Source organism: Clostridium sp. DL-VIII (genome assembly GCF_000230835.1).
GTDB lineage: Bacteria > Bacillota > Clostridia > Clostridiales > Clostridiaceae > Clostridium.
On the sequence record NZ_CM001240.1, the window covers coordinates 4,150,382 to 4,170,046 of the forward strand.

Sequence of the window (19,665 nt, forward strand, 5' to 3'; positions counted from 1 at the left end):
TTTCCTATCTTTATAGTGCAAATTATTACATAAGTCTAAGTTCAAAGTTAAATATCTATATTTCATATTTCCATATCTTTAGCTAATGCAGCAAGCTTGCTTAATGTTTTCCAATTACGCACAGTTGCTTCTACATTCAATTTATAAAGATTATTAGCAAGCTTTGAATTTCGAATACTATGATTGAATAAAAGATATACATCTCTTCCTATAATCTTATATTTATCACTTTCACTACTATAAACATCTATGCACTCAATCTTTTCTTTTAAAGGATTATGTTTTAGTAATGCAACATATAGACTTTGTACTTTTGACAACGTCTCTGCTTCTGCTACTTCATCTTTTGAGAATGGGCAATTCAAAATAAGCTGTTCTAACTCTTTAGATGTCCTTAAAATAACTTTCACAGGAATCCCAAAGACTGCCTCAATCTCATGTTCAATTTTATTGCACAGTGCTTCCTCTGTTTCATTTGATTTGAATAGAACATTTCCACTTTGAATATATGTTTTTACTTCACAAAGTCTAATTGATTCAAATACTCGTTTCAAATCTGCCATCTTAATTATATTTTTCCCACCTACATTAATACCTCTTAAAAGTGCTATATAAACATTCATATTGTGAATTCTCCTTGATATAAAAATAAATCTTAATATCCTGTTAGTATTAATAAAGTATACCACAAATTGTAACCATCTCATTATTGAGTTTTCAAAGAATATATTTTGCTGTTAGTTTAGAATTTTTTCTAAAGAAATCTTAATTATATACGATAATTGTAATATATTGGTTCCAAAGTATATTTATTTAATTATTAAAAACTAATACAATTAATTCAAATTGGAGGGATTCATAATATGTCACTAACAATAGGAAATGAGTATAGTTATTTAAACTATCCAAATAATATTACTAGAACTACAAATAATATAGATAATAATTCAGTAACATCACAAGCTAAACCTTCACAAAATTCTACACAAACAAATGATTCCGGTCTTCATACAGGTACGATACAGTTTGTAATGAAAAATGGCATGGCAGAATCCGCATATGTAGATGGAATTAAAATGAATCTTTCAGATATGTTTTTAAAGGACAAGAGCCAATTAAAAGCAAGAATAAATGAAGAATATAATAAAACTGATGCAGAAAAATTAGAAGAAATATTTGGATTATAACTATAAGAATTGTAAAGGCAGGTTAAGTATCTATAACTTAATCTGCCTTTACAATTCTTATAGCTGGTTCTACAAATCCAAATTTATTTTAATATTCTTTTATAATACTGGTACACAAACTTCACAGTAATGATTATTTATCATCTGCATTGCATAACGTTCAAGAATAGTTCTTCTATCATCAACTTCATAATTTCTTTTTGATAACTCAGAAAATATTTCAATCCACGCTTTTTGCATAGCATCCATTGTATGATTTATTTTAAATACGCAATATTTTCCACCGATAGTTTTTCCAAAATTAACATCCTTATTATCAGTCTCAAATTCATCAAAAACAACTAAACATGCATCATAACGACAATCTTTAGATTCTGTAACCTTAGGATCATCTTGAACTATTCCTAATATGATTGAACTTTCATTAAGTAAGTCTTTTTCTCTAGATAAGCTTTTTAATTGTTCCATTACCTGCATATTTTCTAACCCATAAGGGCCTATTTTTCGTATATAAGCAATTTTATATGATGGTATCATTTCAATATTAATATCCATAACTTGCCTTCTTTTTTAATATATAGTACATCGATGTCTGAATTCATCATATAATGCTTTAAAATGTATTTCAACTTATTTTTTAAAATTTATTCTCCTAGCTCTTTTTTTAAATCTGCTATATAAAGTGATTGTTGCTTTTTTAGATACAAACCCACAAAAAAATTCATTATAGGATTGTTTACTGATACCTTTTCTGTAAATTCAATCTGCGTACCATTATTAAGAGGACTAAAAACACCAATCCAATGACCATTCATATTTTTATTAGTCATATCAAATTCATATCGCTCATAAGGTTTTTTTAAGGTAATATTAAATTTAGTAGGGAAATTACCTTTTGTATATTCTGTAAATGAATTTCCATCTATTGAAACATCAATTTTACTTAAATCTCTCCTCCAATAATATTTATTATTGTTTGTAACTACTTCCCATACCTCTTTAATATTTGCTTTAAATGTCGCTGTAATGGTTGACTTCTTCATAATACACATTCTCCCTCATGAATTACTTCTACCTTGAAATAAATTAAACCATATTTAGTAAAAATAATATTATTTAGTTTATAAATAAACTTTTATTTCTCTTACATGCTATATCTATTCCATTTTATAGATATTTCCTTGTGCATTGATAAAGTTTAATGGACAATATCCAATTAAAAGCAAAAATAAATGCTGAATATATAATAACACTGATGAAGAAAAATTGCGATTATAACTATAAAGCAATAAAGGCAGGTTAAGTATAACTTGATCTGCCTTTATAATTAATATACCCTGTTCTTAAAATCTAAATATTACTTGTCTAAAAATATTTTTTTAGATCTTCAATAGATTTCATATCAAATATTTCTGTAGCTATTAACTCAATATTCTCCTCAGATAAAGATTTTAATTTATCTTTATATTCATCAGGTATCATTTTAAACTTTTTTATTAATTGCTTAATTAAAAGTTCTACTTTCCCTTCTTCAATTTTTTCTCTATCTCTTTCTAATAAAGTCATAAATTCCACCTCCACTGAAATATCATTTTTAACTTTCTGTACCCTTTTATGTAATCTTTTAACTAGATTACCTTTAGCATCTTCTGCTACATTATCTGTTGAATCTTCTACATAAGCAAGAAATTCCAGTAACTCTTCACTTAAATCCTTTATAATTCCCTTTGTATTTAATATTATTTTTTCTGTTTCATCATTTAATACTACTTTATTATCTTCTAAACATATACTTTTAAAAGTATATTTATGGCGTCCTTTATTAAATAAATCAAATGTACATATGAATATTATATAACTCTTAGCGAGTTTTCTATAATCTTCGCCTTTGCTTATTAAATCTAAGTCTATATTCCCTTGATAATATCTAAGTCTTTTGGGTAAATTCTTGTGCTTTCCTCTTTGCATTTCAACATTATAAATTGTATTTTCTTCATCTTTTACATAGACATCTAACCTGATTCCTTTGCTTTCAAGCAATAAATCTATTGTTTTCTGTTCTTCAACTAATTCTACTTTTTCTATTTCAATATCTAAAATATTTTCTAATAATTCCTTGCAGATTGCCTTATCACTCATAACCTTTGCAAACAAGAAATCATCTTCGAGATTTAGTTCTTTTAAAGTTTTATGCATCTTAGTTACCTTCACCTTATTTTTTATCTTTTGTTTGATTATTAACCATATTATAACTAATTAAACATAGTAGTTCAATGTATTTAAATCCCATTGTTGATGAAACTATCCGCTATTATTATGAGTATCTAAAAAATAAAAGTAGACTAAGTATCTATAACTTGTTCTGCCTTTATAATTTTTATAGCTGGTTCTGTAAATTGAAATTTATGTTTTACAAGTCAATCAATATACATTTATTTTTTATTGTAGTTCAAATTCTGCAGTTACATGTGAATAACCTATTGAATTTTCAATTTCCACTAATACTCTGTACTTTCCTGCTGTGAGATTTTTAAAATTTTTTAGTATGTTTAATTCACAAACACCCATATTTATTCCTTTTGCTGGCAAAATTGCTGCTACATCAGTAAAAGCTGCACTTTCTTCAAATTCCAAATCATGCCACTCATTATTTTCAAATTTATCTATTTGATAATACATTCCACCATATTCACATTCTAAATTCGTATTATTTGTTATATTAACCCTAATCTTTTCTGTACCGAGAGGATATACACTTTTTTCAGTCTTCATAGTAATATCTTGTAATTGTGATTTACCTTTAGTTGTATCTAAAGCTCCGTCTGCACCTAAATAATATCCATCAACAATTTTATCCTTTGCTAGAGCCCCTTCAAAGCTAAAATAATAATACTTTCCATTAACTAATTTCCAGCCTTTAGATGCAAGATTTTCCTTATATAATGTATCTCTTACTTCTACAGGATACCCCTCTGTTTTTAATGTATTTTTAAATTCATTAATGTCAAAATTTTGATTCTCATTAGCTGCAACATTTTTTGAATTTGATGCAGCTTGAATCCATGCACCATCAGAACCTAATTCGTATCCATCTATTACTGTATCGTGTGCCATATATCCATCTTGTCTAAAATAATACCATTTTCCATCAATCTCTTTCCAGCCTACTGACCATGAACTTCCTTCTGTATTCCACCAGCCATTTGAATCCTGTTTCCATTCTGCATTTGCTTTTATAGGATACATTGTAAGCATTGAAGCTACCGCTAATGAACTAGCTATTACTTTTGTTAATTTGATTTTTTTCATTTTCAACCCTCTATTTCCATTTAGTTACTATATACTTATAATATACATTCATTACATATTTTTTTAGTACCATTTTATTCTATTCTTAAAGAGCACTTTTTACTATATCAAATCTACATATTATAATTTATATCTAACATTGTCACTCCCCTGACACATTAGTCAATTATAATAAAGTTACAAAATTGATAATAATTTTTTTCATAAATATTTACCCATTAAATAAATATAATAATGAAGAGTAACACTCATTTCCCCTTTTGATGTGTTACTCTTTATTATATTTTTGTGAGTCTTAAATTAATATTTTGTAGCAAAAAATATCACAAATTCATTTGAATAATGTGATATTTCAGTCTGTTATCTATTTTTATTAATTTATGAAATAAGTACACCCTAATTATCTAAATAATTAAATCCACTTTCTATTTTGTACTGATTTTCCATGTCCAAAATGAATACATCTATTTCCTAAATCGCTAATTTTTCTAGCACTAAGTTCAAGCTGCATTTTATCTTCATAAAGCAAGGATATTGTTGGTTTTAACATATTCATTAACGAATCTCCAACAATCAAATCTCTTTGCTCAACATCAATACCTATTGAACCTTTAGTATGTCCTGGAAGCCCAATTATCTTCCCTTCAATCCCAAAGCATTCTAATGAATCTCCATCTTTTAAAAATATAGTAGGCTTAAATTTTTCTACAGAATTACTTTTAATTGTTTTTTGAGAGAAATAACACAATATTTTCCCAATTGCCCCTCTTCCATACATAGGTTGCAATGTGTTATCATCAATTAGATCTTCGTCTCCAATTCCAATAGCAATTGGAACATTTAGTCGTTTAGACAAAACTGCTGTGTTTTGAATGTGATCAATATGTCCATGCGTCAGTATAATACATTCAACATGGCTGTCTTTGCAAACATCATAGATTTTTTCTGCATATCCTGCTAATCCAGTATCAACAAGAACTGCATGAGCTTTTTCTTTAATCAAAAAGGCATTTACATTTCCACATGGAATTCTAATAATATCACTCATATCTACATATAATCCCTTTCTAAATTACTATTTATCTTATAGTAAATTATAACATATTTGTAAATAACATATTATTTAATTCATAGTTAAAAATCATATTTCATTATGAATTCAATCAATTCACTTTTTAAAAAATCCAAAGGCAATAAATATGAGTATTAATATAATAATCGGTACAAATAAAAGTACACCCATACGCCTACACTTTTTACTGCCAAAATTAATAGTGCTTCCTAAGCCCTGCCTCTTGTCAATATGTTCAGACGAATTATTTGGGGATTATAGTAGAAAACACCCAATTTCCAATGTTTAGAATTATCATCTCTATTCATTAAAAATAGGCCTCCATTACATCTGTAAATATTAATACGCAATAATTTACTATTAGAAATCGATTATAGTATATATCTTTTTTATTTTGTTAATTTGTATAAATATGTTCATGATGTTCTATTATTCAGACTGGGCATCAATCTCATAATCATACCAATTGTCTCCCACTCCTAATAATAAAATTGAATTTAAATCATTCATCTCCAAACCAAAAACCTCTGATGTCCCTTGACTATTTTCATACACAGAACCGAGTAGTAATATATATCACATTATTCAATTTTTAAAGAACATGTATATAACAAAGCAAGAAAACTTTCTAACCAATTTTCTAATTTTAGCTTATCTACTATGATTTTTGTATCTTCTTCTAAAGAGTAACGCTCATATGCTCTTTTGATGTGTTGCTCTTTATTATATTTTACATAAGCCTTAGACTAATATTTTATAACAAAAAATAATAGCACTCTCTAATCCTGCACCTACCATATGAATGGAATTAAATGATATGATACCTTTTCACAATATTTATCATATCCAGATAAATTCTTAAATAAAAATTTTTCTTCATCAAGAAGCCTGGCCACAATAGTAAAAGTTAAAGCTGCTACAATAAGTAACGCCCAATATGATCCTAATGCAACTGCTGAAAATACCAGCATTAGTATTGCTCCAAAGTACATAGGATGACGGACTATTGAATACATTCCAGTTGATATTACTTTCTGGTCTTTATCAACTTCAATTATAGCTGAAGTATAACTGTTTTCTTTGAATACAAGAAATACTATGAAAAAACCTAACATAACAAAAATATTTGCTAATAAGCTAATATATAAAGAAATATTTGACCAATGAAAATGGTAATCAAGCCCTGCAATAATATATATAAGGCAGAAAAACACACTTGCCATTAATTGTATAGTTTTTTGACTCTTTTCCTTTTCAGCGCTTGAACCTGCAGTAAGCCGCCGTTTCAAAAGTTCTTGATCGTTCTTTAATAAATATATAGTAATCAATATTGTTGAAAGAGAAAAAGTAAGCAAATAAATCCATGCCTGAAAATAATTAATTGTCCATGCAGGTAAAAAAATCAATATCCCCATAATAACTATAAGCATTATAAATCCAGATATAGTTTTTCCAATTATATTATCCATGTAATCACCCCAATTATCAGCTTTATTTATAATATGTCCCATTGATAATGAGAAAATGTGTAGAATCGTCAATAGAATTTGAATATTTATTTTTTAAGTTCACATAATAACAATATGTTTAGATAAATTGAATTTTAAAGGTGGTTAATTTGATGAAAAGGTTCATTACTATATTTTCTATTTCTTTATTTCTATCAATTAGCTTGAATACAATATCTGTTTTTGCCCAACAAGCTAAAACATTAACTCAAGGTATTTACAATGTGAGGGATTCTAACTTATTAGTAGGTAGTCCTATTACTGCACGAATGACTTCTTCTAATGATAAGGCCATTATTATAGTTATTGGTCCTGACCAAAATATACATGCTTTAGAACGATTGGGTCCTGGTATTCCTCAAGAAATTTTGCCTCCACTTGACTATGATCAATCAATTATAATTTATACTAATGGCAGCGTAGTGTTGTCATAAAAGCCACTTCAAAGGTGTCTTTTTTATTTAATTTACCACATCCTTTTTACATATTAAAAACCAAAAAGCCGCAGCTTCAAGCTCTTGAATACTGCGGTTTTAAAACCATTACTTATTTATAAATTGATATTTATCTTCTTGTAAATTATAGTATATTTAATAAGAATCATATTATTTAATTTGTATATTCACTTTATTCAACGAATTACTTAAAGTTTTCTATATACAATATTTATGAATATTAATTTTTATGTTCAACATATTCAACTATAGTTCCATCTAAATGTTTTACAGTCATATTCATTCCTGTTGGAACCACTTTTAAATCTCTGATGATTGTAGCACCATTATTTAATAAGAAATCTTTAAATTCCATAATTGAATCTACTAAAAACGTTGCTTTGGTATCCTTAAATGGCTTTAGCGCCTCATCAGATCCACTAATTATTAAAATATTTCCTACCTGAGCTAATTCTAAATTTACTTGAGGATAGTCAAACCTCAAATTACACTTTTCATTTAAGACTTCTTCATAAAATTTTATTGATTGATCTATGTCATGTACATAAAATCTGTTTAATATTTGTTTTACCTTCATTGTTATCCCTCCAAGTATAATATAAATTATACATCTATTTACTCTTAAATATCAAATCCAAGTACAGATTCACAATCACTAAAAGTACAAAAATACCAACTGCAAAATTTTATTTGATTCCAAATTAACTTCGTCTTAACGTAAAAATTTGTAAAATTAATAATATTGGGTATTATGTTTTTATAAATCTTATATGAATTTTTAAACAGTATATACTACCGAACTGCTACACCATTTCTAAATTCTCTTTTAGGAAAACTAGCACCAGCTATTTTATTCTCAGGTATTGCTTTTTCTATTCTTTGAATATCATTTTCACTTAAATTAACTTTTATAGATTTTAGTGAGTCTTGAAGTGTAGTTCTTCTTGAAGCACCAATTAATGTTATAATATCATTGCCTTTAGATAAAAGCCAAGCAAGAGAAAGTTGTGGTATAGTGATATGTTTCTCATCCGCTATTTTGCGTAATTCTTCTACAAGTTCAAGATTTTTGTCTATATTTTCTTCAAAGAATAAAGGAATGAAAGAATTATATGCATGTGGTTTGCTTTTTGACCATGTACCACTAAGTAATCCATGAGCAAGCCCACCAAATGCAACTACGCCAATACCAAGTTCTCTTGCGGTTGGTAGAATTTCCTTTTCGATACTCCTATTAAACAAGGAATATTCCGCCTCTAAAAAACTTATTGGATATACAGAATCAGCTTTTCTTATAGTATCTGCATCAACTTGCGTAAGCCCAATATTTTTCACATAACCAGCCTTAACCAGATCAGAAATAGCTCCAATTGTTTCCTCTATCGGAATTCCTAAGTCAATTCGTGCTGGTTGATAAAGATCAATATAATCTAAATTCAACCTTTTAAGAGTATAAGTAAGATAATTTTTTATTGTTTGAGGCCTTACATCTAAACCATATATTGAACCATTAGGTGCACCTAGCATACCGAACTTTACTGATATAAAAGCTTTATCTCTCCTTTGACCTTTAAGTGCTTCACCAATGACCATTTCACTCTTTCCATAACCGTAAAAATCTGCTGTATTCAAATGATTTATTCCAAAATCTAACGCTTCATGAATTGTTGCTATATTTTCAAACTTATTATCATCAATTATCATCCCTCCGCAGCCTAATCCAAGCTTATTTAATTCTAAATTATTATTTCTATATTTCAATTTAATTCCTCCTGATCTATTTAACTCTATGGTAATTCTTATCATTCCCTAAATTTGGGGGTACTATCAAAAATCTTTTTTAAAGATCTCATAGTAATATGCATTTCTTCATCCGATAATTCTTCTTAGTTGACTAGTTAACACTTTCTCCACACATAATTTTGTATAAAATAATTCTTTTAAAACGATTTGTCATTAGTGTAATGAAGCTTTCGCCATGTGACATCTTATGTAATAATGTGACTCCATAACTCTTTATAACTGGAACTCCCCTAGAGCTTTCTAAATCGAGCTTTTCTATTTCTGTAGCTACATTATAAGAACTTTCTGCCCTTAGAAAGAAACCATCACGAGGCCTCTGCACACCTTTAGCTAAAGTAATACATTAATATTATCATTTGTCAATTTTCCAAATTTCTCTTCTAAAGCTGATATATCAATTTGTTCCATCAAGCAAACTCCTGCTAACCCCTCATCTTTCAAATTCGTACTTTTTACGAAAAGATATTTCTCTTGAAATAAAATATATGCTATAACAGTTAGAACAGCTATTATGCTTGCTATAATTAAATTAAACATTTGACTTATTAAATAAACATATTTACCAATTTTCTAAAACTTTAAATTCATATATCGACTAAAAATTATAAGTATTTTCGAAGTCAAAATATTTATAATTTTGGTAAGTTACCACATAATCCCAGTCTTAAAGTTGGATGTCTATATAATTTATAAACACTAATATTTCTATTTATATCTCTTTTCTGAATTGCCTTATAAAATAGAAAATCATCATTGCACCTAAAATACATCCAAGTACACCTTCTCCATTTATTTTTATTACATCTCCATTTATCAATCCAGATGTGTTTGTATAAATATCACCAAGCATCAAAGGGTTAACCACATTCCACACCGAGTGCAGAAATAGAACTGGTAATAAACTTCTTGAAGAATAGTAACAATAAGATGCAGGAAAACTATATGTAAAGGCAGCAAATGCTTGGATAACACATAAGAATAATGGATTACCTATTCCAGTTGCTTTTGCCAAAAGAAAAACAGCAGGAATGTGATACAATCCCCATACTACACCTACAATTACAGTTGCTTTCGTTTTACCATACTCTTTTGTTAATCTCGGAAGTAGATATCCCCTCCATCCATATTCTTCTCCCAAAGCTAAGAATAAACCGACAACTACAGACACTATTAGAATTATAATACTTTTGAATGTGAATTCCTTGTTTATACTGATATTTCCACCACCAGTAAGTTGAGCTATAAATGAGCAAATACCTATAAAAACAATTGGGTAGAAAATTCCAAACAATACTGATTTTAAAGTTGTGTCTTTAAATAAATTTGATTGATGATCATTTGTAATCTTATTAAAGATAATAGCTAATATCGCAGGAATGAACATGATTAAAGCAAAATCATTTTTACCTATATTAGGATTAATAAACAACATAATTGTAATAATCCATGTAATTAAAAGAACAGTAATAATATATACTTTTTCAGGATTTTTTCTTATAAAATTCTTAACAGTCATAGTTAACTCTTTTCTACAAAGGATAATCTTAATATTATTGCTATCAAGTTACCGATAATTAAAACAAATTTTCTATATTATTTTTACATTTTGCTTTTAAATTCAAAATATAAAATATTATATAAACAATAACCCTGTATCATAAGTTACTATTAAATTCTAAAAATAAGAATAAAATTATGATTACTGGTAGTATTTATTAAACAAAAAATATCACAAATTCATTATTAATAATAAATTTGCGATCTTTGGATCTGTAGTTTATTTAATTTAACAACTATTATCTTTTCAGCTGTTCAGCAAACGTCTTTCCTACTGGATCAGCGTCATCTAAGGATTCAGGATCTCCTGCAATCAGTCCTGCCTTCTCATGCCAGAACTCGCTAAACATTATATATAGTGATTTAAGCCTATCTATATCGCCACCTTCTGCTAATGTTTTTGCAAGGAAATCAATAGCGAAATACATGGTCTTACTTTCATAATATAGATGCGGATGCGGACCTGGGGCATCTATTACCCATATAATTAAGTTTCCTACCTTTTGCAGACCATAATGAGGAGTTATACCAAGTTTCTTACAAAATGGTATAAGCTGATCATTAAAGTCTATCTTTGAGCGGCAATTTATAATAACTAAGTATTTAGAAAGGCTATTTTTAGATAAAACATGAGCAAAATCCACACGCCCTGCATCTCCATATTGCTTTTCATAGACAAGATCAATACCAGTACATTCTTTAAAATTAGCAAGTGCACTTGGAAGAAAACGCGTAAGATCAAGTTGTGGATTCGATGCTATTGCAACGCTGCCAGCGATTTTTTCAGCAGTGAATAAACCCGATGTTCCTCCTGAAGAAACTGAATAAAAAATGATATGCTCATTAGGGATACCTAAATGCCTTGCCACTCTCATAACAAGTTCTGCCGTCGCGTCTCGATAATCTCGTTCATGTGTGCCATAGAACCAACCGACAGCGATATCTGACTCAAAATACATCGGATCTTCAATACTTAGCAAATGTCCTTTCAGAAATGTAAACCATGACCACTTATGGAATCGAGGGAGCGGTCCATTAGCAATTGTATTGTCATCTCGCATGGTATCGAGCACAACGTAGAGATAGTCGTATTTGCTTGCATGGTAAAAGCACTCAAAATGTGCACCGTCAACCTTAGTGTTAAACCTACCTTCCGGCACTCTGTCAAATCGTTCAGCATCGATATGCACACTTCTCACTGCAATGGTTGAGGCATCAGCAGACCGATATTGCTCAAATCTACGTGCCTCAAGCATTTCGGCAAGGTTTCCCTCATTGCCTTCGCTATCATACTCACAGATTATATCTTCAAGAAATTCAATTGTTGGGAGATCATTATTATCATCCAATTTTTTTTGAGATTTAGTAAAGTACATTTCATTTTCATTCTCTTTTTTCATAACAACCAATCCTTTATTTTTCCACTTTTAATTTCAGACATATTATATCAGAACGCCTGTTCGGGCGCAATGGTTTTATTGCAAAACAAACACCGCAAGTTCACTTTGCATTCACCTCGTCTTCTACAATAAACTATGAAGTGCACTTCAAGTCAACGATAAAATTTCAAATACCAACCCCATTATTTATAGCAGTAATTTTTAATTCAGAGTTACTACCATCAAACATCACATCATTAATCCAAATATTACCTTCAGCAAACATTATTCCTTTATAATTCACAAATAGATACTTGGTAGGTGCCTTACTAATTACTTGTTTATAATCTGCATTAAAAATTTGGTCATAATTTTCAATTAGTTCATCTTTATTTTGAATTTTGATAACTTGGCCATTTACTTTTACATTGATTGGATATGCTATTTCTTCAGCCAACTTTTCCTTATCATCGTTTACTATATAACTTTGAATTTCACTAATGAAAGTTTCTACATCTTGGTCACTTTTGTTATAAACAGCTATAGCATATCTTTTTCCATATTCGGCTCCAGGAAGAATATCTTCAAGTGATAATGCAAATGGATAACTTGTTTTATTATCTGCACTTATCCATGTTCCCTCGATTTTGTCAACTGTACTCATCGTTCCTTGAAATATACCTGTATTTTTTCCTGTTTCATCATATTCATTTAATATAATATTTTTATCTCCTGCTTTTCCTTTTAATTTCATTTCATCACTATGTTTCTCATAATAATATGTCCCAACCATATCTTTTTCCAATGGATAAAGACTCATTCTAATTGGAATATTACCATTTATTGTGCCCTTATAATCATAATATCCTTTTTCAAACTGACTCTTCGTAGTATCTATGCTTTCAAGTAGCTTAGAATTTTCATTATTATTTATATCATTAATTTCGGTGGATGTATCTTCTGACTGTGACTCCTTATCACTACTTAATGAGGTATTTTCACTAGTGGTATCATTAACATTTGATTTGCCTCCATTGTTAGAACCCTTCTCTGCTGCACTTGAACAACCGACTAATATTATAGCTACTGTAATTGTAATGATAATTTCTATTATTTTTTTCACTTTTAATTCCTCCACATATATTTTAAACAGTGTTATATAATTTATTTATGTTCCTGCCACTTGCATTCTGTAATATGCATATTGGTGAAAGTTGCTTTGAAAGAGGATTCTTCAGGACTACAGGCATAAATTCCAAAAGTAATTTCTTTTGCACCTTTACATAAATGGCATATTCTCATTTGTTTGAAATCAACACCATCTATGCTACACTCAATGCAGTAATCACTTCCTCTTCGGTTAAGTCTGTACCACATTTCCTTAATCGATGCAGAAATATCTGTTGTTGCCCAATCTGAATATCCTTGATTTGTTACAACACTTCCTAGTCGTTGATATTCCTCATTTTCATATTCTATTGAAGCCTTCAGCCAATTTTCGCTATCTAAATATATGACTACTCCACATTGGTCAAAACGATGCTTACTATTAAACGCCGTCTTTACAACAAATGAAAAAAACTGTTCATCTGTCTTTGCCTGTAATACTGGTGCACTATCATTTCGAAATTCATAATAAGTACGTTGCCACAGATCAGTTCTGGCTTCGGTAATTATTTCTACTTTTTCATTATCAATGCAGATATTATTTGGTTTTCTAATCCAAAATAGATCTTCTTTCAAAAAATCTTTCATAACAAACTCCTCCATAAATTATAACTTCTAATCAAACCTTGAATTGAAATTTGTGATTCTTAACCAATCTTATTAAAATCAAAATTTTGAAATTTACTTGATGTTTTTCCAGTTATGCTAAATATAATGCATGATAAGACGGTTAATTGAATTATCCAATAAATAATCGAATACATATTAAGGTAATTTAAAAATTCAGGAAAACATATAGATGCAATAAAATCATCAATGCAATGATATAGAATTGGAATTAACAAACTTCCTCTTACACCGTTATAAATCCATGTATATATAATGCTTAAAGAAATAGTTTGTAGAAGATATATTATAAAATTATCATATCCCTCAATATTAAACAAAAACATTGGTATGTGCCAGCAAGTCCAAATAACTCCTACTATTATACCTGATAATAATGGAGTATACTTTTTTTGAAGTGTTGGTAATAAAAGCCCTCTCCATCCAAGTTCTTCACCAAGTGGTCCTCCAAAAATTAAGATAACTAATAAACATCCTAATAATGATAAAGGATTATCAAGATTAAAACCAAATATTTGATTTTTTATATGAATTTTATAGTCTGCCCCTGCTATGGCGCAGATAAAAGACGGTATATAAAATGATGCTACAGAATAAAAAAATATAAAAACATAAAAAAACTGATTAACCTTCCAGATAGTTAACTTTTTTAACAGTTCTCTTAATCCTCTTATTCCATAAAAATAGTTAGTAAAAATTATAGCTACAATACTTGGCATTAATGAACCTACTATACGAAAAATTGCATTCAAATGCGAACTGCTTGAGGTAAATGAAATAATCCAAAATATCCATGTAAATAAAAAAGTACTAATTAAATATAATACTTTTTTATATTTATCAAGCCTCCTTTTAATACTCATTTTTAATTTCTCCCTACATATTTCTATTTACAATTTTAAAACTAATATAAATTAATTATAATTTTTTAATATTCATTTAGTCTTAACTACACCTTATATTTTTCTTAAAACTCATATAATTACTTTTTATTCAATCTCTGTTATAACTTAATCTACCTTTATAATTCTTATAGCCGGTTTTGCAAATTGGAGTTAAATGTTATAATGCCTTTTCAAAACATTTTAAATTTTCCCATATTACATTTTGAAAATGAAATTTTGTTGTACCTACATAACGATATCCAATCTTAGGATATAGTGTCGCAGCTGGAATATTGCCCTCATAAGTGTCAAGACGAATAACTTTATATCCTTTCTCTTTAGCATATTTCTCAATAAATTCCATCATTATTCTTGCTTTGCCCTTTCCACTTGCAAACGGCCTAATACATAAAGTATGGATGACCATGATTTCGCTTGGCTTTGCCTGTATTCCCCATGAAATATTATCATACTCTTTTGGCTTAACACTATTAAGCACTACACTGCCATACATTCCTTTTTCATCTTCTCCAACAAACATTGTACTATTATCAATAGCACTTTTAGCATAATCAGCTGTTGGATAAAGCCCCTTTTTCCAATTGGTATAAGACACTGTTTCTTCTTCATAATCCAGGATCTCATTATATATATTTTCTATTTCCAAAATATCATCTGCCGTAGCAACTCTAATCATCACTTTTCCCCTCCACAAATTACTATTTATATTACTGTAGATTATAGCATACTTTGCAGAAGTCATATTATTTAACTACAAATTGAACTTTATTCAACAAAAGTAATAAAAAATATCTAATGTGTCACTGTACTGACACATTAGCCAATTATAATAAAGCTAGAAATTCGATAATAAATTTTTCATAAATATTTATCTCATTAAATAAATATATTCCTAAAGAGTAACACTCATTTTCTTTTTGATGTGTTACTCTTTTATATTTTAAGTGATTCTTAAATGAATACGTGATTAATGCACCTTTTTAATTTCTTTAAGTAAACGTGGTTTACAGATTTTAAAGACAAAACGTTATTATTAGTGAAAGTTATGCAGCGCTGATAACCTTAAAAATAAATTAAGGAGGTCATTAAAATGGCAGAAAACATGAATGACAATGCACGATATATTTATTCTTTTTTTAAAAACAAGGGATGGACAAGTAATTCTATTTGCGGAATGCTTGGAAACATGCAAGGAGAATCTGGAATTATTGCAGATATAGATGAAATCAGCGGAGGTGGCGGATACGGTTTAGTACAGTGGACTCAAAAATCTATTCTTACTAATTGGGCAAGCCAAAATGGACTAGATTACAAGGCAGTTGATACACAATGCCGAAGAATACAATGGGAACTTGAAAATGGTCAGCAATTTTATTCAACAAGTGCTTATCCAATGAATTTTAGTCAATTCACTCAAAGTACAAGTACTCCTACTTATTTGGCAGAAGTATTTATAAATAACTATGAAAGACCTGTTAACCGCAACCAACCTCAAAGAGGTGTTTGGGCTGAGCAATGGTATAGTACCCTTGCAGGCGGAACTACTCCACCACCTAGTGGTACAACTTATACTGTTCAAGCCGGTGACACTTTGAGTGGAATTGCTGCAAAGTTTGGTGTTACAGTGGCTCAGCTTCAAGAATGGAATGGAATTTCAAACCCTAATCTAATCTATGTAGGACAGGTTCTTAAGGTATCTGCTGGAAGTTCTGGAGGAACTACCACCTATACTGTTCAATCTGGTGACACTTTAAGCGGAATCGCTGCAAAATTTGGAACTACAGTTGCTCAGCTTCAAGCATGGAATGGAATTTCAAATCCCAATCTAATCTATGTAGGACAAGTTTTGAGAGTAAGATAAATTATTTGTAAATTTTCGTGACAGAATTAAAGCATAATTTTTTTTGATTTTTTCTAATTTTTTAAAATCATAAATATTAGATATTTAATTCTAATAGGCAGCAATGAAAACGTTGCTGTCTATTTTTTAATTCAATAATAACATTATGTCCTATCCATGAAAATAACCGGTTCTCGCTGAAACCACAACATAAGGTACTTCTTTACCTTCTTTTATAACATAGGCTTGGTATAAATCATCTTGCAAAGGTTCTAATTTAACGACTTTTTCCTCATATGTGTCATATAAATCTTTTTTAAATAGATCTTCCCAATCCTTTGGAATAGGTGCATTTAGAGTTATATACATAGCAAAACTCTCTACATCATCAGCATTACCTCCATTAGCTATATATTGCTTATATAAACTTTTAATATCAACTCGATTTAGGAATGTTTTACTCCATTTTATTTTTCCTGCTTCTGGTTTATCTTCTTGACCATTAATAATGTATTCTTTAACTTTTTCAGAAATATTCTGTTCTGAATAAGCCTCATCTTTTGTGTTATCGTCAGAAGATATCTGTTTTTCTTCTGAAGTATCACCATGGCTTTTAGTTGGACCTTGACTGGAGTTATTAGTATTATCATCCAATTTATTTGTACCATTAGAAACATTTGATGAGCACGCTGTTAAAAAAATAATTAAAAATAGTAAACAAAATTTTAAATTTTTCATGATAACCTCACTTCCATATATTATAATATCCAGACACTAACAAAATAATTATAAACTTTTCAATTGCAGATGTAAAAAAATAAAAATTATCAATTTTCTACTAAACAGCATTTAGATAGTCTCTTATTCTTGAAATAGCTCTTGTTCTATTTTCACATACAGCTTGTCTGCTTATTTTTAAGTCAAAAGCAATCTCCGCATCACTCTTATCTCTTAAATATCGATTAATTAAAATAGACCTTTGTTTATCTGTAATTATTTCTTTGGAAAGAATTTCTTTTACTAAAAAATTATCGAATTTATTATCTTTTACGCCTCTATCTGGAATAATATCAATACATATTTCTGAGCTCTGCTTCCCATTTATAATATGTTTTTTTAATAGATTTATACGTCTACTAATTAAAGCTTTATTTATATATACCACTAACGTTCCCTCTTTTTCACTATCGAATTTACATAGATCAAGCTTATCTATTACTTGTATAAATTCTATTATCAAATCTGTTCTTGCTTCAGCGTATCCTAACTTATATTGATACTTTAATATTATAGGCATAAATTTATCAATTAGAAATTGCATAGCCTCTTTATTACTCATCTGTGCCAATTTTATTACATCATACATTTTAGTATTCATTCTTTTTACCTCCTAATCATGAAAAACATGTTATTTGAAAAATAATGTCTTAAAAATGCTATTGAATTTATATCCTTTGGCAATAATTAGTGCACAGTGTATAAAATTTGTTAAGAAAGTTTAATAATATGGAAATTAAAGAAGAAATCATAATAGATATGTTTTGGCTGTTATTCCTAGTATAAGGATATTGTATCGCTTTAGATCTAATAAGTTGATATGCTTAGCTTATTTGTAATTAATTCAATCCTAAATTAAAGATTAAATCATATCATGCTTTATTTTGATATGTTCATAAATTGATCTCACTGCTTCAGAAAAATTATGCTTAAAATATATAAATACTTATTTACTTGACATCTAAAGTTATCAATTTAAATGACTAATACAATCTCATATTGTATTAGTCATTTTTTTACTTTTTTTCATTCTTTAGGTTTACACATTTAAAAAATATTTGCTTTTAGTAGGTAATTAGAACTCTTAAGAGAATTTAGGAGGTGCCAAATGCCTACAAATTTATTATTATCTAATATCAAAACATTTCATAACAATCAAGAAGTTTTTGGAGATATTTTGACTCACTTTACCTCTAAGATTAAATATCTAAGCTATAAACTAAAATATCCCGAAGCAGAAACAGATCTCATCATATATTTATACGAACTTTTAAAAGTAATAGATGAACAAAAATTTAATACGGATAAAGATATATTAATGTACATTTATAAATGTCTTAATAACAAGTCTATATCATTATTTCATAAGATAGCTAAAGATAAAGAATCAATGACTTTTACATCTGAAGCAGAGACATTAGATGTAATCGACTGCAATGAAAAAGATGATGAATATTCAGACATAGTTTTTAACGATCTGATTTCATCACTAAATCCTAAACAAAAGGAACTTATGTTTTATAAGTTCTATTTACAATTATCAGATATAGAAATTGCAAAACTATTTAAGATAACAAGACAAGCTGTGAATAAATCTCTAAGAAAGGCTTTAGAGACATTAAGACAAGAATTATTAAATTAGAACGGAGGTGAGAAATTATGGATGAATTGATAAAAACCGCTGCAACTCAGGGAATCTGGGTAATGCTTAGCTGTGTACTTATAGTATACATACTAAAAGCACAGGAAACTAGGGATCTAAAACAGGAAGAAAGGGAAAAAAATTATCAAGAGATAATAAAGCAGCTTACGGACAGATTAAATACTTTAGATTCAATAAATTCAACTATTAGTGAAATAAAAAATAAAATTAATTAGATTTCATTCAGTTGATAATAATCTTTTCATAAATATTTACCCCATTAAATAAATATAATAATAAAGAGTAACACTCATTTTATTTCCCCTTTTGATGTGTTACTCTTTATTATATTTTACATTAGTCTTAAACTACTGTGAGATTTGAATTGTGCATAAAATTGAATATTTGTTTCTTAAATTCACATAATAATAATAATA

At 28.6% G+C, this 19,665-nt stretch carries 23 protein-coding genes and 1 pseudogene; 5 read left to right on the forward strand and 19 right to left on the reverse strand.

The features are described from left to right. Positions 1-62: 62 nt before the first annotated feature. The gene (locus CDLVIII_RS19105; RefSeq protein ID WP_009171113.1) at positions 63-623 is read right to left on the reverse strand and encodes a DUF1697 domain-containing protein; all 561 of its coding nucleotides are present in this window, start codon (positions 621-623) and stop codon (positions 63-65) included. A gap of 240 nt (positions 624-863) precedes the next feature. Here CDLVIII_RS19105 and CDLVIII_RS19110 point away from each other — a divergent pair, with 240 nt between their 5' ends. Further along, on the forward strand, positions 864-1,187 hold the full coding sequence (locus tag CDLVIII_RS19110) for a hypothetical protein (RefSeq protein ID WP_009171114.1): 324 nt from the start codon (positions 864-866) through the stop codon (positions 1,185-1,187). Positions 1,188-1,286: 99 nt separating this feature from the next. On the opposite strand, the gene CDLVIII_RS19115 is transcribed toward CDLVIII_RS19110, so the two are convergent. The 6 genes from CDLVIII_RS19115 to CDLVIII_RS19145 all read right to left on the reverse strand — a co-directional run bounded on the left by CDLVIII_RS19115 (position 1,287) and on the right by CDLVIII_RS19145 (position 7,037). Beyond that, a complete protein-coding gene (locus CDLVIII_RS19115; protein ID WP_009171115.1) occupies positions 1,287-1,742 on the reverse strand; it encodes a GyrI-like domain-containing protein in 456 nt (151 codons plus the stop codon). Positions 1,743-1,831: 89 nt separating this feature from the next. Then, the gene (locus tag CDLVIII_RS19120) at positions 1,832-2,230 is read right to left on the reverse strand and encodes a polyketide cyclase (RefSeq protein ID WP_009171116.1); all 399 of its coding nucleotides are present in this window, start codon (positions 2,228-2,230) and stop codon (positions 1,832-1,834) included. Between the two features lie 322 nt (positions 2,231-2,552). Then, positions 2,553-3,383 (reverse strand): Rpn family recombination-promoting nuclease/putative transposase, encoded by an 831-nt coding sequence (locus tag CDLVIII_RS19125; protein WP_009171117.1) that lies wholly within the window; start codon positions 3,381-3,383, stop codon positions 2,553-2,555. A gap of 243 nt (positions 3,384-3,626) precedes the next feature. Next, positions 3,627-4,496: an immunoglobulin-like domain-containing protein gene (locus tag CDLVIII_RS19130; RefSeq protein WP_009171118.1), complete on the reverse strand. Its 870-nt coding sequence runs from the start codon at positions 4,494-4,496 to the stop codon at positions 3,627-3,629. Positions 4,497-4,908: 412 nt separating this feature from the next. Continuing rightward, positions 4,909-5,544: an MBL fold metallo-hydrolase gene (locus CDLVIII_RS19135; RefSeq protein WP_009171119.1), complete on the reverse strand. Its 636-nt coding sequence runs from the start codon at positions 5,542-5,544 to the stop codon at positions 4,909-4,911. Between the two features lie 815 nt (positions 5,545-6,359). Further along, positions 6,360-7,037: an isoprenylcysteine carboxylmethyltransferase family protein gene (locus CDLVIII_RS19145; RefSeq protein ID WP_035301847.1), complete on the reverse strand. Its 678-nt coding sequence runs from the start codon at positions 7,035-7,037 to the stop codon at positions 6,360-6,362. Positions 7,038-7,189: 152 nt separating this feature from the next. On the opposite strand from CDLVIII_RS19145, the gene CDLVIII_RS19150 reads away from it, so the two are divergent. Further along, positions 7,190-7,510, forward strand: coding sequence for a hypothetical protein (locus CDLVIII_RS19150; protein WP_009171121.1), 321 nt, complete (start codon positions 7,190-7,192; stop codon positions 7,508-7,510). Positions 7,511-7,751: 241 nt separating this feature from the next. On the opposite strand, the gene CDLVIII_RS19155 is transcribed toward CDLVIII_RS19150, so the two are convergent. From CDLVIII_RS19155 to CDLVIII_RS19195, 10 genes and pseudogenes are all read right to left on the reverse strand, one after another. Beyond that, complete coding sequence (locus CDLVIII_RS19155; protein ID WP_009171122.1) at positions 7,752-8,108, reverse strand: VOC family protein; 357 nt, start codon at positions 8,106-8,108, stop codon at positions 7,752-7,754. Between the two features lie 215 nt (positions 8,109-8,323). Next, on the reverse strand, positions 8,324-9,292 hold the full coding sequence (locus CDLVIII_RS19160; RefSeq protein WP_009171123.1) for an aldo/keto reductase: 969 nt from the start codon (positions 9,290-9,292) through the stop codon (positions 8,324-8,326). Between the two features lie 181 nt (positions 9,293-9,473). After that, a pseudogene (locus tag CDLVIII_RS30850) lies at positions 9,474-9,674 on the reverse strand (ABC transporter ATP-binding protein); the annotation flags it as partial. Continuing rightward, the gene (locus tag CDLVIII_RS19165; RefSeq protein ID WP_009171124.1) at positions 9,665-9,871 is read right to left on the reverse strand and encodes a hypothetical protein; all 207 of its coding nucleotides are present in this window, start codon (positions 9,869-9,871) and stop codon (positions 9,665-9,667) included. The pseudogene CDLVIII_RS30850 and the gene CDLVIII_RS19165, both read right to left, overlap by 10 nt. 172 nt (positions 9,872-10,043) lie before the next feature. Continuing rightward, a complete protein-coding gene (locus CDLVIII_RS19170) occupies positions 10,044-10,850 on the reverse strand; it encodes a type II CAAX endopeptidase family protein (protein ID WP_009171126.1) in 807 nt (268 codons plus the stop codon). Between the two features lie 280 nt (positions 10,851-11,130). Next, positions 11,131-12,291 (reverse strand): hypothetical protein, encoded by a 1,161-nt coding sequence (locus CDLVIII_RS19175; protein ID WP_009171127.1) that lies wholly within the window; start codon positions 12,289-12,291, stop codon positions 11,131-11,133. A gap of 166 nt (positions 12,292-12,457) precedes the next feature. Next, positions 12,458-13,393, reverse strand: a complete 936-nt coding sequence (locus CDLVIII_RS19180) for a hypothetical protein (RefSeq protein ID WP_009171128.1) — start codon at positions 13,391-13,393, stop codon at positions 12,458-12,460. Positions 13,394-13,434: 41 nt separating this feature from the next. Further along, positions 13,435-14,025 carry a DUF1349 domain-containing protein gene (locus CDLVIII_RS19185; protein ID WP_009171129.1) on the reverse strand — a complete coding sequence of 197 codons (591 nt, stop codon included), beginning with the start codon at positions 14,023-14,025 and terminating at the stop codon, positions 13,435-13,437. 59 nt (positions 14,026-14,084) lie between these two features. Next, positions 14,085-14,927 carry a type II CAAX endopeptidase family protein gene (locus tag CDLVIII_RS19190; RefSeq protein WP_009171130.1) on the reverse strand — a complete coding sequence of 281 codons (843 nt, stop codon included), beginning with the start codon at positions 14,925-14,927 and terminating at the stop codon, positions 14,085-14,087. 199 nt (positions 14,928-15,126) lie between these two features. Continuing rightward, the gene (locus tag CDLVIII_RS19195) at positions 15,127-15,645 is read right to left on the reverse strand and encodes a GNAT family N-acetyltransferase (RefSeq protein ID WP_009171131.1); all 519 of its coding nucleotides are present in this window, start codon (positions 15,643-15,645) and stop codon (positions 15,127-15,129) included. 414 nt (positions 15,646-16,059) lie between these two features. On the opposite strand from CDLVIII_RS19195, the gene CDLVIII_RS32620 reads away from it, so the two are divergent. Beyond that, complete coding sequence (locus CDLVIII_RS32620; protein WP_009171132.1) at positions 16,060-16,830, forward strand: phage tail tip lysozyme; 771 nt, start codon at positions 16,060-16,062, stop codon at positions 16,828-16,830. Between the two features lie 150 nt (positions 16,831-16,980). On the opposite strand, the gene CDLVIII_RS19205 is transcribed toward CDLVIII_RS32620, so the two are convergent. Together CDLVIII_RS19205 and CDLVIII_RS19210 are read right to left on the reverse strand one after the other, a co-directional pair. Continuing rightward, the gene (locus tag CDLVIII_RS19205) at positions 16,981-17,547 is read right to left on the reverse strand and encodes a hypothetical protein (protein ID WP_009171133.1); all 567 of its coding nucleotides are present in this window, start codon (positions 17,545-17,547) and stop codon (positions 16,981-16,983) included. Positions 17,548-17,647: 100 nt separating this feature from the next. Next, complete coding sequence (locus CDLVIII_RS19210; protein ID WP_009171134.1) at positions 17,648-18,187, reverse strand: sigma-70 family RNA polymerase sigma factor; 540 nt, start codon at positions 18,185-18,187, stop codon at positions 17,648-17,650. Between the two features lie 507 nt (positions 18,188-18,694). On the opposite strand from CDLVIII_RS19210, the gene CDLVIII_RS19215 reads away from it, so the two are divergent. Both CDLVIII_RS19215 and CDLVIII_RS19220 read left to right on the forward strand, forming a co-directional pair. Further along, positions 18,695-19,228, forward strand: coding sequence for a sigma-70 family RNA polymerase sigma factor (locus CDLVIII_RS19215; protein WP_009171135.1), 534 nt, complete (start codon positions 18,695-18,697; stop codon positions 19,226-19,228). Positions 19,229-19,242: 14 nt separating this feature from the next. After that, a complete protein-coding gene (locus CDLVIII_RS19220; RefSeq protein ID WP_035301848.1) occupies positions 19,243-19,464 on the forward strand; it encodes a BhlA/UviB family holin-like peptide in 222 nt (73 codons plus the stop codon). Positions 19,465-19,665 lie beyond the last annotated feature (201 nt).